At 38.4% G+C, this 15,613-nt stretch carries 9 protein-coding genes; 4 read left to right on the forward strand and 5 right to left on the reverse strand.

The genetic code is table 11. The annotated features are described in order from the left end of the window. The first annotated feature begins 35 nt into the window (after positions 1-35). The 4 genes from dndB to dndE are packed head-to-tail and all read left to right on the forward strand — an operon-like array spanning position 36 to position 5,291. Positions 36-1,115: a DNA sulfur modification protein DndB gene (dndB, locus tag AB4384_RS08170; protein WP_017104390.1), complete on the forward strand. Its 1,080-nt coding sequence runs from the start codon at positions 36-38 to the stop codon at positions 1,113-1,115. Further along, complete coding sequence (locus AB4384_RS08175; protein WP_372129300.1) at positions 1,112-2,917, forward strand: DNA phosphorothioation system sulfurtransferase DndC; 1,806 nt, start codon at positions 1,112-1,114, stop codon at positions 2,915-2,917. The genes dndB and AB4384_RS08175 overlap by 4 nt, the downstream gene beginning before the upstream one ends. A gap of 8 nt (positions 2,918-2,925) precedes the next feature. Then, positions 2,926-4,944 (forward strand): DNA sulfur modification protein DndD, encoded by a 2,019-nt coding sequence (gene dndD, locus AB4384_RS08180; protein ID WP_371964047.1) that lies wholly within the window; start codon positions 2,926-2,928, stop codon positions 4,942-4,944. Beyond that, complete coding sequence (gene dndE, locus AB4384_RS08185; protein ID WP_048666156.1) at positions 4,944-5,291, forward strand: DNA sulfur modification protein DndE; 348 nt, start codon at positions 4,944-4,946, stop codon at positions 5,289-5,291. The genes dndD and dndE overlap by 1 nt, the downstream gene beginning before the upstream one ends. Positions 5,292-5,482: 191 nt before the next feature. Here dndE and AB4384_RS08190 read toward each other — a convergent pair whose 3' ends face one another. From AB4384_RS08190 to dptF, 5 genes are all read right to left on the reverse strand, one after another. Beyond that, entirely contained in the window at positions 5,483-6,646 is a 1,164-nt protein-coding gene (locus AB4384_RS08190) for a DGQHR domain-containing protein (protein WP_371964048.1), read from the reverse strand. Positions 6,647-6,649: 3 nt separating this feature from the next. Beyond that, on the reverse strand, positions 6,650-7,192 hold the full coding sequence (locus tag AB4384_RS08195) for a hypothetical protein (RefSeq protein ID WP_372129302.1): 543 nt from the start codon (positions 7,190-7,192) through the stop codon (positions 6,650-6,652). Between the two features lie 306 nt (positions 7,193-7,498). Continuing rightward, on the reverse strand, positions 7,499-12,553 hold the full coding sequence (gene dptH / locus AB4384_RS08200; protein ID WP_372129303.1) for a DNA phosphorothioation-dependent restriction protein DptH: 5,055 nt from the start codon (positions 12,551-12,553) through the stop codon (positions 7,499-7,501). After that, positions 12,534-13,946: a DNA phosphorothioation-dependent restriction protein DptG gene (dptG, locus tag AB4384_RS08205; protein WP_017104398.1), complete on the reverse strand. Its 1,413-nt coding sequence runs from the start codon at positions 13,944-13,946 to the stop codon at positions 12,534-12,536. Before dptG ends, dptH begins: the two co-directional genes overlap by 20 nt. Further along, on the reverse strand, positions 13,943-15,535 hold the full coding sequence (gene dptF / locus AB4384_RS08210; protein ID WP_372129304.1) for a DNA phosphorothioation-dependent restriction protein DptF: 1,593 nt from the start codon (positions 15,533-15,535) through the stop codon (positions 13,943-13,945). Before dptF ends, dptG begins: the two co-directional genes overlap by 4 nt. Between the last annotated feature and the right edge of the window lie 78 nt (positions 15,536-15,613).

Here is a 15,613-nt window from a genome sequence, read left to right on the forward strand (position 1 = left end):
TATGTCATATTAAAATGACATACATAGAGGCTAATATGCTAAATCAGGATTCAGGCTACTGTTACTCTTTCCCTGCCGTCAGAGGTATTCAAGCAGGACGCCCCTTCTATATTGCAACTTGCCCTCTTAGGATTATCCCTAAAATTTTCAGCTACAACGAAGATGACGTTCCACCAGAGCTGAGAGCTCAAAGAACCCTAAATAAAACTCGTATTCCTGAGATGGTCAAATACTTGTTAGACAATCCCAAAGAATACGTCTTCTCCGCTTTGACCGCATCGGTAGGTGTTGATATATCGTTCGATGATCATGATGGAGCACCAAATCTAGGAACACTTAAGATCCCTATGGATGCTCAAATCTTGATTAATGATGGGCAACACCGACGCAAAGCGATTGAAGAAGCACTTCGAGAAAACCCTGATTTAGGCCAAGACAATATCCCTGTTTTGTTTTTCATTGATGAAGGTTTGGGCCGCAGCCAACAAATGTTCGCGGACTTAAATAAATATGCGGTTAAACCAAGCCCATCGTTGGGCACGTTGTACGATCATCGTGATGAAAGTTCAGAACTAGCAAGGGAATTGGCAAAAAATATAAAGCCATTTGTTGGTCTAACCGAAATGGAAAAATCCAACATCAGTCCTAAATCGAATAAGCTTTTTACCTTAAGTAGCATTAAGCAATCGACTAGAGCACTTTTAAGCAAAGGACCAAAAGACGGCTTTACCGAAGAAGAAAAAAAATTAGCTGCGGAATTTTGGGAAGAAGTGACACGGTACATCAAAGATTGGCAACTAGTTATCGATAAAGAAATTTCACCAGCACAACTTCGTCAAGAGTACTTGCATGCACACGGTGTTGGTTTACATGCAATTGGCGTATTAGGAAAACACCTTCTGTGCCAAGAGCCTAAAGATTGGAAAAAGAAATTACAAAAACTAGCTGACGTAGACTGGTTAAAGACCAATCCTGAATGGATAAAACGCAGTATGAACCATGGCAAACTGAGTAAGTCGACAATGAATATTCAGCTAACTGCCAACGCACTAAAAATTGAACTGGGGTTACCACTAACCCCAGAAGAAAAAGCTCTAGAGAAGCAGTTATCATGATACACGAGCTACAATTGGCGGAAGATCTCGCCGAAGAATATCAAGAATTTATCAACACTGAAGATTTCGCAAACAATAAACTCAGTCACTATATTGCTGACGTCCAACGCGTCTATTGTGCAGATAAAAGACCGTGGGTGATTGGTTACAGCGGAGGTAAAGACTCATCTGCAATAATGACCTTGATCTACATGGCACTACTTGGCCTTAAAGAGGAAGAACGCTCAAAACCTGTTTTTGTTGTGACCTCCGATACGCTTGTCGAAACCCCTGTGGTTGTTAATCATATTAACAACTCTTTAGACGCTATTAGCAAAGGGGCCAAGCGAGACAACCTGCCGATCACTTGTCACAAAGTTGTCCCTGAAGATTCTCAAACCTTTTGGTCTAGTCTATTAGGCAAAGGTTACCCTGCACCCACACGTTCTTTCCGATGGTGTACAGAGCGAATGAAAATAAACCCTGTCAGTGATTTCATCAAATCTAAAGTATCTCAGTTTGATGAAGTTATTGTGGTTTTAGGTTCGCGTAGTGATGAAAGTGCTTCTCGTGCTCAAGTAATTGCAAAGCATAAAATTGACGGCTCTCGTCTGGCTCGCCATACAACTCTTTCCAATGCGTTTATCTTTACACCCATCGATACCTGGGGTGTGGATGACGTGTGGAAAATTTTAAGGCTCTGCCATCTAACAACCGAAAAAACACCTTATGGCATCAAAAACATCTGGAGCAATCGGTACGATCTTGAGTGGGAAAACCCTTGGGGAGGGAAAAACTTAGTTCTTTGGAATCTTTATAAAGACTCTTCAGGCCAGGGGGAATGCCCAATGGTTATTGACGAAACCACCCCATCTTGTGGTAATTCTCGTTTTGGATGCTGGACATGTACCGTGGTAACTAAAGACCGCGCTATGGAAAGTTTGATTCAAAACGGTGAATCTTGGATGTCACCTTTATTAGAATTCAGAGATATGCTCGCTGAAACGGGGATTCCAAAAAATAAGGATGAATACCGAAACTTTAAGCGTCGTACAGGGAAAGTTACAAACCAAGCATCATACAAAGGTAACGAGCTAAAAACTCTTGAGGATGTAAAAAGTAGCATTACTCTTGGCGAAGGGCAACACCTTGAAATTTCTGATGATGGAACCCAGGTTCGACTGTATCAAGACGGTCACTTGCTTGAACACTACTCCTATCAGTTAGTTAAAAGCACCCCTGCTCACCCGAATCCTACAGAACTTGCTTGGCATTTAATCCGATTTATTCCCGGCCCTTACTGGCTAAAATATCGTCGCCAGTGGTTGCGTGAATTGTTGGAGCTCGATAAGAAATACAAATCTGAAGGTCGTGAAGTTGAGCTGATAACAGTTCCAGAGTTACATGCTATTCGCCAAGAATGGATCCACGATCCAAACGAGCCTGACTGGGATGACTCCCTACCGACTATTTTCAATGAGGTTTATGGCTACGATCTTGATTGGGTTTATGACGACAATGCAAGTTTTGGTAAAGATGATGCCCTAATTATCAACGAGCTAAGTGAAGATTTCGATATTGCACCTGAAATGATAATGAAGCTAATTGAGCTTGAAGTCTCAATGGAAGGTCTAAGTCGACGTAGCGGAATCAACAATAAGATTGCTTCACTACTGAAACAAGACTGGGGAAGCCTTGAAGAGATCAAACAAAAGCATGCCTCATTACAAAGCAAGGCAGAGTTTGATATTCACCAGCAAGAAATTGACCGTTACAATCAACAATTGATTGATATCGATAAGCAGCTACTAAAAGAGTTTTAATTAAAGTCATGCTGATTACTAAATTAACGTTAAACAACTTCAGAGTATTTCGTGGATACCACGAAATAGATTTACGTCCGGCGCCTGCACGTCTTAGTTTAAACGGCGCTATTGAAGGCACCGAACGCCCGATCATTTTATTCGGTGGCTTAAACGGTGCAGGTAAAACATCAATTCTTACTGCCGTTCGTTTGGCTCTTTTTGGTCGTCAATCGTTTGGCCAATTGATGTCGAATGGCGAGTATATTGAAGCTTTAGGTGATTTGATCCATAAGGGTGTTGGGCACGGTGGTGTTCAAGACAATGCATCTATTGAGCTTGAATTTAAATACAGCCAAAACGGCGAAGAAAACACATACAAAGTGATTCGTGGTTGGAAAAAAGACAAGAAGGACAATTTGTGCCTCGAAAAAGATGGCCTTCCCATTCCCGAGCTCAATTACGAACAATGCCAAGGTTTCTTAAACGAATTAATCCCAACTGGCATCGCTGATCTTTTCTTCTTTGATGGTGAAAAAATCGCTGATTTGGCTGAAGATGAATCAGGGAAGGTTTTAAAGACTGCAGTTCGTCGCCTACTAGGGCTAGATGTTATTGGGAAGCTTAAGAGTGACCTAGGTATTTACCTAAAGAAACAGGGCTCCTCAACGCTTACTCAATCAATCCGCGAAGAAATGGATTCGCTCGATACCAAGCGTATCGAACATGAGCGTAATTCAGAAAAGCTACGTGGAGAAGCTGATATTGTTGACGCTCAAATAGAGCTCACATCAAATGACATTCTCAACTTAGAGAACAAACTTTCACAAAGTGGTGGCGCATGGGCGAAAACCCGTGAAGCCGAAACACTAAAAGTTGATGAGTTATTAAAAGAGAAAGTCGAGTTAGAAAAACAGATCCGTATGGAAATGGAAACTAGCTTACCGTTTTCACTTGCTCCAAATACAATGTTTTCTTTACTTGAGAAGATCAAGCAAGAACAGAGCATCAAGCAAAAACAAAACTTTGGCCAAGAGTTAGACTCATTCCTTGAGACACTACGAGCTAAGCTATCCTTCAACTTAAGTGGTTCAGCCCCAGCAGCAATGGAAGCCATCACTGATAGTCTTGCGGACCACTTAGGTAATGTTTCACAGCAAGATCTATTACTTGATATATCAGACCGTCAATCGGCGACTATAGACTACCAAGTAAACCAGCAATCTTCGGACTCATTCAACCGATTTAACGAAGCTAGAACTCGCTTAAAATTAGTTGAAGATGAAATCGATAATGCGTCTAACAATATTGCACGCGCACCAGAGCAAGAGCAGGTCCAAGGCTTATTTTCTGACGTACGAGAGCTTGATAAGAAGAAAGAAAAACTGATTATTAAGTATCATGACTTGTTAGAAAAAGCGAAACGTGAACTTCGCTTAGCGCTTGAAACAGCAAAACAAATTCAAAAACTTCATGACAAAAATAAAGATCTGGCTAATAAAGATAGCAGCGTCGCTAATGCCCAAAATGCAATGCTACTTCTAGACAAGTTTGCAGAGCAGCTAACTAAAGCTCGCGTAAAACAACTTGAATCCGAATTTGTGGCTTCATATAAAAAGCTTGCCCGAAAAGAAGATTTAAAAATTTCAGCAACAATTAACCCAGCAACATTTGATGTTGAGTTAATTGACGAGCACGGTATTAAGATCAATCGCAAAGCGATGTCAGCTGGTGAAAAACAAATTTATGCGATTTCAATCCTTGAAGCGCTAGGTAAAACATCAGGTCGCAAATTGCCAATTATTATCGATACTCCACTTGGACGTTTGGATTCGCACCACAGAGATAAGCTAGTAGAAAACTACTTCCCTACTGCAAGTCACCAAGTGGTTATATTGTCGACGGATACTGAGATTGATAAGAACTATACCAATATGATTCAAGATGATATCGCTCGTACTTATGAAATCTGCTTTGATGGTGCAACCAAGTCTTCATCACTGAAACAAGGTTACTTCTGGAAAGAGCCTACCAAGGAGGCTGTATAATGCTACCTAATCGCATGAACTTGACTCGCACTACAGAAGAACAGCTGAAGAAGCTAAAAGGCTATACAGGGGTTACTCCAAACGTATCGGCCCGTATTGCTTTTTTTCGCTCTGTAGAGAGTGATTTTAGGTACAACTTCATCGAAGCGAAACTCGATGGCTCATTAGTATTGGATAAGTTTACGTGGCTAGGTGAAACCAGTGATGTGACTGAGTTAGTTTTAAAGATGTACTACCCAGAATTTGATACTAAACAATACCAACAAGCTTGGGCTGCTCATGTTGAAGATGGTATTGCTTCACTGAGAAACCACAAATCTATAGAAGCGCTTGCAAGAAAGCTATAGTTACTTATTTAGTTTAAACAATGGTGTATGTACCATTATTATTTCAATCCAATATGCGAATCGAAAAACCGTACAATTTGGATTACTGCTTAAAATTGGTCACACGCACAACTAGATAAACTAAGAATAGGGTCTAAACAACCATAACACCCAATCTACGAATTATGGTTGTTTAGATTTAACATACCCTATTACTTAATATATTTAGTCATTTCTTTATACATTAATCCAGCATTTCTTGAGACTGCATCTACATTAGTAAAGTATTCACATTCAACTTTAACTTTATTCAGCACTTTTATGTATTCATCCTTTTTGATTACATCACCATACTCAACTTCACCATCATCAACCAACTTATTAACTATTAATCTCAACATTCGCATTAATGAAATCAACCCAACAGTTTTATTCAACACTGATTTTTTATTTTTTTTATCCCATGCATCTGGCCACCTTTCATTAACTGCTGAAAAATAATTAATAACATTTGCAGCAATTGCAGCGTCATCCTTTTCGATAAAACTCTTTCTAAAGACTAAGACTTTAAAGTCATTTCTTTTACGATCGGGTAATTTGTCATCTTTGAGCCCTAAAAAACCTTTCTTTTTCCCCAATAAGATATCTCTATCTAAACTAGGCTTCTTACTTATTAGTTTAACAAGGTTATCTACAAATGCAGCTTGTGTAAGAAGTTCCCCGTCAACACCCTTAGTTTTTATCCCTAATCGTTTAATTCTCCTATAAAAAGGAGAGTCATCTCTTTCATTCATAACAATCGCAATTTGATGACAGCTCCGAAAAGGGCTTCTTGCTAGTGCAAGAGCTTCCAGATCATATACAAGGCTTTTATTAACCTTAGTTTGACTCTGATTTACCATAGTGAAGACTTGAGATTGAGTGTGTAAATCAGCTTCAACAAAAATAGTTACTAGTAACTCAAAATCCTTTCTATTCCCTTTTTTATTTTCATATTTACCATCTGTATCTTCAAAACCAGCAAGTCGGTGTTGTCCATCCAATACTTTGGCAACTTTTCCTCTATATTCCTCAGAAAAAGTGATACTTAAAACACCGTCTTTTGTAGAAATATATTTTTCAGGAATTGCTACGATGATTGAGTTTGGGAAGGTCGCATCTACAGACGTTATATATTCTTTAATTTTCTTCACTCTAGGAGGAGAAAGCTTACGCTGTATTCCTAAATAGCTATCAATTCCATCTTCGTTTTCATCTTTCAACTTTCTAACGTCAGAGAATGAAATACTAGTTAACTCACTAGCTTTCATAACACAACAATAAAATTCACCAATAGGTTGAGTTAACTTTAAATATTTACTATTAATTACATTCATATATTAACCACCCAACTTATTCGTGATATTTTCATTCATTTCTTCGATCTCTTCTTCGTTCTTTTTACTTGGGTTACTTCCAAGTGTCTCTAGATGGTTTGGCCAAATACTGTAATACCAAACAATCAGAGTTGCAAATACGACAAACAAACTTGCCTTATCCATTGTCAAAGGACTTATCTTCATTTCTATTCCGAGTAAGCTTTCGATTCTCAAGTTCACAAAAATATAAGCACCTGTTGTCAGAGAAGCTAGGAACAGGTAAAAACAAAACTCCTTCCATATGTTTTTAGTTCCTTCTTTTAACCTATTAACAATATATGGTGCTAAAAATGCAGCCGTATATAAGAATGCTTCCCCACTTTCGAAACTGTCAATAAATGCCTCAGTGAATGCAATAGAAGACCATGATGCAGCAACTACTGAGCTGATTAAAATTGGAACCAAAGAGAAAAAAATAGTTATTACAAATTCTTTAGAGACCCGACCAAAATGTTTAATAAACACCCATAATGTGTTTCCTCTTTCACTCAGTTGTTTTTTCATATTTATACTTAAACACCTCTTGCTGATACCAACTCAAACAAAACAAGTTTGGCAACCAATTCTCTCTTTTAGTAAGCGTATTAATTTGCTTTCAATATCAAAAACCAAACGCTGAGTTTGCTCTCTGCCATTGAGGCCGTCTGATAACTTCACTTGAAAGTGGTCTGTGATTAAAAATAATCTCTAACCAATCTCTTCACAGTGTAACAGGCGAAGTGTTAATCCATTACTAACGTCACGTTGGTCGTTTCGCGACCAACGCTTAACACCTAAAACGGCTTATATAAGCTCTTCAGAATTCACGTGTTATCTAGCCTGTAATGCTGTAACTTTTACTTTTTTAACGCCCATTTTTAATTCACCATTATCGTTAAGATGGTAACCAACAGATAAGCACTCCCCTTTTTTCAATTCCCCTAACCTTTCTTCCCAATCGACTTGTTTAGTACCTGAAACTGAAAGCTCGAGAATTTTTGCATATGTTTTTGTTTCTGTTTTCGCAGGGGCAAAAAATAATTTATGTGATGCCTGAAAAAGTCTATCCTGCTCATCTTTTTTAAGCATACTTAGAGTTTGCGTTGCCAATACCAACGACAAGCCGTATTTTCGCCCTTCAGTCAACATCTTCCCTAGGGGGCTTTCTAAGCGATGATCTAGATTCTGAACTTCATCCAAAACGATAGGGATCGGGTTATTTTTAGTACCATAACTGCAAGCATATGCGTACAGGTCCCAAAGCATGAATTCAGTTGCCAACATTGAAATATCATGAGGCAATGAAGCCAATTGCATTATATTTAATTGCTGTGAGCCATTGAGCATATCAGCCCAACCACCAGTACTTTCTGATGAAAATAAGTTTGATTTAACTAGTGGAGATATTTTGCTAGCTAAAGCTTCTCCAATTTGACCTTCCTCAAGTAAATCGTCATGCATGCATTGAAAGTTATATTTTTGACCATGTCGCTGTACACCACACTCAATTACATTATTTAAAACAGCTAACTGCCTTTCTCCAATACTTGAATAAACCTTATTGAATACGGATGCTACTCTACCAGCGACAGTATGAGGTGGTTCTTTGATTTCTATACCACCAAAATCTTGTGACTGTTGGCGGAATGGCGTCATGGGCAACGGTTTATGGCATAGAACATGAGAGTGAGGGTCAACTAGCTCTTTAAACTCTGACTCCAAATGGTTTGGCAAAAATCCATTTGTATAATCAAACACAAGTGGATCAATTGATGATTTGAACATACTCATCAATAACCCTTGTATGCAGTAAGTTTTGCCTTGTCCAGAACTACCAAAAATAATTAGGTGTCTATTGGCAAGCTCGGGATGCTGATATTCCCAGAAGACACCTTTTCCATTAGTAATATCTTCACCTATCAATATCCGAGCACTTTCTTGTACTCTCATCACTTTTGATTCGTCAAAGCTTGCTTTTTCTACCTCACCTCCATCTTGATCCGTACTAGGTTCGTCATCAGAAATTCTAGTAGGTGTTTCCTTATGAGATGTATTCAATAGGATATATTCTTCAGGTATTTTACTTAATGTATCAGAACAAGCACCTGCCATTAATTCGGTTAGCGGCGTACTTACTAAGTAATTTAAATTAGCACTTGGCAATTGAATTTTAAGAATGTTTTGAACCTCCTTAAAGCTTGCTTCAAAGAAGGTGTCATTCTCTACCATCGCTACTAAGAACCCTTCAGGGTAGTCTTGCAGTTCAGCTAATTGGTAATCGCCCTGTAGCCACCATTCACGTTGTTTTAAGAGTTGCTCAAAGTAATCTGGTTGATAAAGGTTATACAGCTTGTATTTATCAATCTGCATCAGTATCTGACGCATAAACAAACCGCGGTAAAGATGCCCTGCTAAATCATCACGACCTAAAATATCTTCAGTTAAATAACGTTTTAGCTCTTTGGCTTGCTCTACCCCTTTATTGTGAGTTTGTTTTAGCCCTGCTTTTACTTCAAGTGGAAGTAAGTAAAGTTGATTGTCTTTAAAGCCAACAAACAGCACATCGTCTGAAATTGCACCGGATTTGTAACCATTTACATTACGTGAAAAATCACTGTCATTCATTTTCAAGCCAATATTACCGGCTACACGAACCATCTCAGCAACTGATAACGGAACCCAAATAATATCGGACTTTGCTAATAAGCAATTGATGTATTTATAGGCGCCAATAATACCCTTTTTCTCTTTTCGCTCATTGCTATTAGCAGTGATCATTTTGAGTAACCACTCACCGTTGAAGGCATTGAACTCCTCAATAATGCCACCTTCGTCCTGCTCTAATACTTTTTTATACAGGTCCGTTTCTTTGGTAACTGTGATCGCATCGTAGTTGGTTGAGTTAGTGTAATTATCTGAGTAATGGATCAGCACCATATCTTTAGCGCTTTCAAAAAAGTCTAAGGTGACTTTAGGGTCAATAATTGTGGTCCATATTGAATTATCGTAAGAGCGCTCAAGTAGTGTTTTAAAGTCATCACTCACCGCTAAAGCTAAAGAGTTAGCACGACCGTGTTGCACATTCGTTTTACGGGCAGGTTTAATCAAACCATTAAGGCGCTGCGCCATGCTAAGGTGCGAATTATCTTTAGTTTCAACATTCTTCAAACCAAATGCAGTGAAGTAGCTTTCCTCTTTGTTGTCGGCTGCTTCGCCCGCCAATAAGCCGTGACAAACTACGCCACTAAGCTCTTCTAGCACGTTTACATCTGTTGGCTCTACTTTATGATGATTTCTGAAAAAACTTAGGTGTGCATACGCTTGCGGTTTAGTCTCACATTCATCGTTACGAAACTTACTGTAAGTTAAGCGTGTACGTAATAGGTCGATAATGGCATCTGCTTGTTCTTTCAGTGCTCCTTTATCTAATCCATATAACCTTTTCAACTCGTCGTAACTGGCTGTTTCTGCAAAACGGTCAAATTCGCAGCGTGTCTCTTTATCATCGTATAAGTTCACATGGATATGGCAGACTTTGTCCTTTTGCGTTTTAACGTAATCCACCAGCCCCATAAACAGTTCAACATTTTTATGGTTATTTACCGAGTTGATAATCAGTGTGGCTTTGCTACCTGCAGTAAATAGTGAACTAAAGGCATCTTTAAACTCTGTGACCTTATCTTTCACCAATTTACGTACGTAGCTGTAACTTGTTTCTTGATGAGGCACTAGCTCAAGCCACATAGAGTTGTCTTTTTCTAGCTTGGTAAAAGCAAACTCATGTTTAGGGTGATACAGAAAAGGCAATAAACCACGCGCATTCAAGCGCTTTAACGTCACTTTGGGTAGTGTTTTAAAACTGCTGTTATCATTGATGTTATCACTAACTATTGCTTCAGCTAGGCTCAAGTGATAAGCCAACACTAAGGGGTGGAATGGAGTTATATATTCCCGATATTCTTCGTTTTCTTGGTATTGTGCATACCCGATATTAACGAGAAGTTTTTCTGCTTTGGTTAACATTACATCATAACCAATTTCAGCTATCGCTTGGTTGTATGCATCAACCAATTGAGAGACAACCTTTCTAAACTCGTCACCCCAACTAGATAAACTCGGTAGTGTTTTATTGATTGTGCAGTATTCAAATAACTTTAGGTATGACAGGTAAACTTCAGGGTAGTTTGCTTCAATCGCTTTTAGCTCTACGCTGTTTTGTGGGTCAACATGTTGATTTAATAACTGCTTATCTAAAAAGTCTGCTTCACGTTGTAACAGTGTTAAACGTCGCCCTTTAGGTGCAACTTCTTTATTGTCTAGTAGCACTTTGTTTTTGTTACGGTTAAAGCATGCAAAATAGTCGTCGTTAAATAGATGTACGAAACGGTCTGTATCTAACATGAGCGGCAACGAGAGTGAATCAGACGCTACAGCCCCTTCGACATTAAAGACTAAGCTACCAACCGGACTAGTCACTTCAAAGACCACATCATTTGATTCATTAGCTAATAATTCAAAGTCGATCTCTTTGATTTCTTGATTGTCGAATAATTGCCCAGACTGCTCTAGTTTAGCTTTATTGCCCTGCTCTGCAATTACAAAGCTGTTATCTTCTGTTTGTAGCGTTATACGTTTTTTATTTGGTTCAATTAGGAAGATATTTTCAAACGAAGGTAAGTAAAAACTATCTGCTGTTAAGACCAAAACACGGAATTTATAACACTCTGCTGTTTTATCTCTTTTTAAGACCAAACTAAAATACGTTGGCTCACCTGTAAATGCCCCCGTAACAGTAACCTTACTACGTTTTCCACCACTATTATTAGGCTGCTGGATCTCAATGCTTGGATCTTTGGTATGCTGTAGAATAAGTTGATTTTTCTCGACTTTACCACCTAAAAAGGTAAGTGACAGATCAAAGCTCTGCAGGCCCTGCTGCAACGGCAATATGATATGTTGTTCACGTTTCCCTGCTTTACTATCTGATTTACTTTTCTTAGCTAGCCTATCTATTTGCTGAGAATCAATCGACTCGAGCTCTAGGACATTGCTTACGTTATTTTTTTTCTCATTTAAACAATCAGCAAAAGTAAGCTTTGTTTTCCAACTTTCCAAATTTTCATCGTTAAAATGTTTAGCAACAAACTTTTCACTAAAATCATTCTCCGCAAACTTCTCTTCAAGCTCTGTTGAAAAACGTTCAGTTACTGTATTGATACGATCAAATAGCTTTTTATTTTCTTCTAAACGGTTGTTAATCTGCTCTGGTTTACCACTCCAATTCAATATTTCAGGGTCATCTAACAAACCAAGCTCATGAAACTTCAAATCCCCATCTAAGATCGCTGTGTAAAGCTCCTCAAAGCCAAACATGGTTGCACCATCATCCACTATTTGTGAAAAACGGTGATCTAGCAAACATTCAGAAACTTTGCGGTCTTTTGCGTTGGGATCGATTAGACTTTTTAAAGCATCTTTGATTTTTTCTGGGTGCCAAACACTATTGTCTTGAGCGATATCTTCAGCAGAGTTGATTAGTGTGTCTAGCATGCTGTTATGAATAACTAACAATGCACAACCTTTAAAATCACCTTGCTGTCCAGCCACTTCATCACGTAAATGTGAGATAAAGTTCTCAGAATAACCAATGTCATTTTCACTGTGTAGTACAGGTAAAAGCTTGGTATGACCACACTTCAATGCTCTGATGGTAGTGTTTTTGACCGTTAATTGATCATCACATTTTCGGATAAACGCATTGTATAAACGCTGGCTATTCTTGTTATCCGGCGATTGGAACTGATAACGGTAACCATGCTGCAGTTTTGTCTCGTTTAACTTTAAAAACTGCTCAGTTAAAAAGTTCTCAAATTGTTTTTCTAACATAGACTGCATCTCCACTATCGCTCATACGTTCAACATTACCAATACGTTCAAAGAATTTAATTAAGGCTTGTTGGCTCTGTTTATCGAAAAATACACCTCTTGATTCAAAGGCTTTGATTAACTCGTGGAAACGAAGTTTATCTTGCTCACCAATGGCTAAGTTGGTTAATAACAATAGATAGTCCTGATTAAATACTAATACGCGACCAGCACGGCCACGGGATTGTGCAAAATGGCTACAAAACTCAGATTCTGTTGCTTTGACGTAAAGCTTATTAATCTCATGACGCGTTTCTTTTGAACCAAACTGCATTCTGCTCAACTGAAGTAAATCTGCTAGCACATCATGTGGGTTTTCACTGTCACTCAAGTCGAGGTGTAAATCTCGACTCTCTTTAAATGCCTGTGCATAGTTTTTCAGTAAAGTAGCGGAGCTAGGAGTTTGCTGGAGATTTTCAGCTAAGGCCCATAATGGCTGAATGGTGTTCACTGCATTATCAATCTTTTTAGATTGCAGGCTTTCATTCATTGAGAGGTACGGAAAGATATTCCACAACGACTTTGACAATTGTTTAAAGCCATAGTCTTTTATCAGATAACGCTCATCACTGGCTTTTTCGCTGTCTAATATGTAATAACATAGTTGCGCTACCGGCTCCCCCTTCTGCCACCTTTTTAAATTAAGCGCTAGCTGCGCCGTATAAAGATGTGCGTAAAGGTGTAAAAACTCTTTGAAGATTGATAATAGGTATTTTGGTCTTTTGCCTAGAAAACGAAGATCTTGCTGTAGTTGCTTTGCTATAAATGGTAGATATGGCGCTTCACTCGGTTCAGAAAAAGTCAAAACTCCATCTTTCTCTTTATTGCTTGGCTTCATTAACTTCAATAGTTCTGAGTACAGCTGCTCCTCTAAGAAGTTAAATTGATTGTTTGGTTTTTCATTAAAGAAGAAGTTTTGCAATAAATTAGAAAACATTCCACCTAAGCTTGCATCCCTTGCACTGCCTTTCTGCTTAATAGTCTTAAACAATAAAAACTCAGGCGATATTTTAAAAAGCTGGTCATTTTCAAAGTACATTTTTTCTAGGATGGGCCAGAAATCACTTTCATCTAACTTTGTTTTAAAACTACGCTCGCAGCTCAACTTAAATGTTGTGAGCGCTATTTCTGATTCAGTTGTTTCACCCTCTTTAATCGCTAACTTTTCATCATCAGTTAATTTTTCTAGGTGCAATTCTTTTCGATATGATGTTTTAACCACATAACCTAATACACTGTCCCAATTAAAGATATCTTTTCTATCCTTTGTGTTAATTGGGAAGTAGGTAGTTAAAGTGTTATTTTTCACCCCATCTTTAGACTGGGGCAAGTCAGCTCTTAGCATTAAACTCATAGTCCACTCACCTCAAAATCTTCATTATCTACGTTGGTTATTTTGTATTGCTTGTTACCTTTCCCAACGATATATAGGGTATCTGCACTATTTGCGATGTCCGCAATTTCATCAACCAACTCATCCAGTAACACGACAGTATTCTTATCATGTTTGTTAGGGCGATAACCGGAAACGATACGTTGCATTAAGTTCAACAAATTGATATTGACCATCAACGATAAGGTTTTATCCCCAACTCGAAAATAAGCAGTGAAATAGGCAGTGTTTTTTTTGTAATCATTTTTAATCGCTTTAACGTCAGCCTTTAACTCTAGGGATGAAGCTAAAAGATAACCATTATGCTCAGAAATGAAAAACTCCCCTTTCGCCAATTTAGGTGCATTTCGATTGTTATATTTATGGATAGCTGTGATCGCTGTTTGACGATAAAAATGGCGCAGTTTTTCTTTTTGCTCTGGTGAGCTATCGAAAGCAGTATGCAACTGCCAAACTTCTGAGTAATTGTCTATTAGGTGCTCATCAAAATCATTCAAAAACTGCTTATGGTATTCATTCCCATAGTCCGACTTTCTTAGAATATAAAACAATCGCAAGTAGGACTCGGCATTTAGCCCCCTTCGTATACCAAAAGCAGTCAATGCGGTTTTGTAATCGTCAAAGTTAACGTCTGGTAGCTGCAATGAGTGAGACAAAATGAACTTGTCGATTTTTTGTGTACGTTGAATCGATGGGTCAAAGTCTGAAATAATATTGGTCAGCTCGTTTTCACCTTTTTTGAATAGGTTATCAAACAAATAGCCAGGCCCAGCAAGCAGATGAAAAATGAAGTCCAATAATGCTCGCGCCGTTAAGAATTGATCTTTCATTAAACGTGCTTTGAACAATAGGTCGACAATGACATCTTGAACTTCTTTACGCCCTAGTAATTGATAGTTAGCACAAAGCTTTTTATCAGGGCTTTGTTTCTGCATTTCCACATCAAAGTATTGGCGAATTAGGTTTTCATCTGTTTCAGTGATTTTCTGTAGCAGCTCTTTTGCAAACTTAGAAGTATGACCGTCAATTTCTAACGTAAATTTAGGATAGTCTTCAAAATCTAAAAAGATATGATTTTCTGAGGTCGGCTGTTTCTCTAAAAAGGCTTTGATTGATGTTGTGACTTCGGTCACCGCCCCTTCTTCGGCATAGTTACCCAACATACCAGTATTGATACCTACAACTAGCGGTTTCGCTGTAGTGTTAAAATCGGTAAACAGTTCATCCAGCGTTTCAATAGCTGAATCACTCGGACGAAAACTGTGGGTTGCATCGAGATGGAAGTCAGCTCTATTCTGATACTCTTTCTTATACTTTGTTAGTATTTCGGATTTGCCATCACCACTACTACCACACAAAAAAATGATTTTCTTATCGGTTGAGGATAGTCCTTTCAATTGTTTAACAAAGTCAGCCTCTATATCTGTTCGTACATATAGATACTTTTTTACAGCATCTAAGTCAGTTGATATTGTTGCGTCTCGCTCTGTAGAGACTGCATATGGCGACGATTTTGACATCACACTAAGTGCGGTTCGTAAATCAATCAAGTTTTATAACCCCATGAAAATATTAGGTAGACAGAAGTACAGGTGATAACCAGGATAGCTTACGCTGTTACTCAGACT

Origin of the sequence: Vibrio sp. 10N.261.51.A4 (assembly GCF_041471945.1) — a bacterium.
Taxonomy (GTDB): domain Bacteria; phylum Pseudomonadota; class Gammaproteobacteria; order Enterobacterales; family Vibrionaceae; genus Vibrio; species Vibrio crassostreae_C.